Raw genomic sequence first — 671 nt, 5'->3', positions numbered from 1 at the left:
CGAAAGTGCTGCTGCTTGATGAGCCAATGGCAGGCATGGGGCACGAAGACGTGCACATCATTGCCGCCCTCATCACCGATGTAGCAAAAGATCGTGCGGTGCTGATGGTCGAACACAATCTCAAAGTGGTGGCCGACATCGCCCATCACGTCACGGTGCTGCAACGCGGCGAAATTCTCGCATCGGGCAATTATGCCACCGTCGCACAAGACGAGCGCGTCCGCACTGCTTATATGGGAACCGAACATGAATAGAGGCCAACCCCTGCTCTCAGTGCGCGGGCTCAATGCCTGGTATGGCGAAAGCCATGCGCTGCACGGCGTCGATCTCGATCTCTGGCCCGGTGAAACCATTACGCTTCTGGGTCGCAATGGCGTCGGCAAAACCACAACGCTGCGCGCGATCATGGGCATCATCCGCAAGCGGACCGGCACCATCACGCTTGATGGCAAAGACATTCTGCGCGTGCCGCTGCATCGCATAGCGCGCACTGGCCTTGGCTTCGTGCCGGAAGAACGCGGAATCTTTGCAACGCTCAACGTGCATGAAAATCTGCTGCTGCCGCCCGTAGTCGGCAAGGGCAGCGGAGCCATGTCACTCGACGAGATTTACGAGCTCTTCCCCAATCTCTATGAGCGCCGCAACAGCCCCGGCACCAAGCTTTCGGGTGG

General features: G+C 59.0%; 2 protein-coding genes. Both read left to right on the top strand.

All coding sequences use genetic code 11. The features are described 5' to 3' along the window. Positions 1 to 254, top strand: a 254-nt coding sequence (locus QSJ70_RS27350; protein WP_502871730.1) for an ABC transporter ATP-binding protein C-terminal domain-containing protein, incomplete at its 5' end; no start/stop codon positions are given. Next, positions 247 to 671: ABC transporter ATP-binding protein (locus QSJ70_RS27345; RefSeq protein ID WP_285541359.1), on the top strand; the 425-nt coding region annotated here is incomplete at its 3' end. The genes QSJ70_RS27350 and QSJ70_RS27345, both read left to right, overlap by 8 nt.

It is taken from the genome of Brucella sp. NBRC 12950 (genome assembly GCF_030268145.1).
In the GTDB taxonomy this organism is placed as follows: domain Bacteria; phylum Pseudomonadota; class Alphaproteobacteria; order Rhizobiales; family Rhizobiaceae; genus Brucella.
This window is presented reverse-complemented; position numbering and strand designations above follow the sequence as displayed.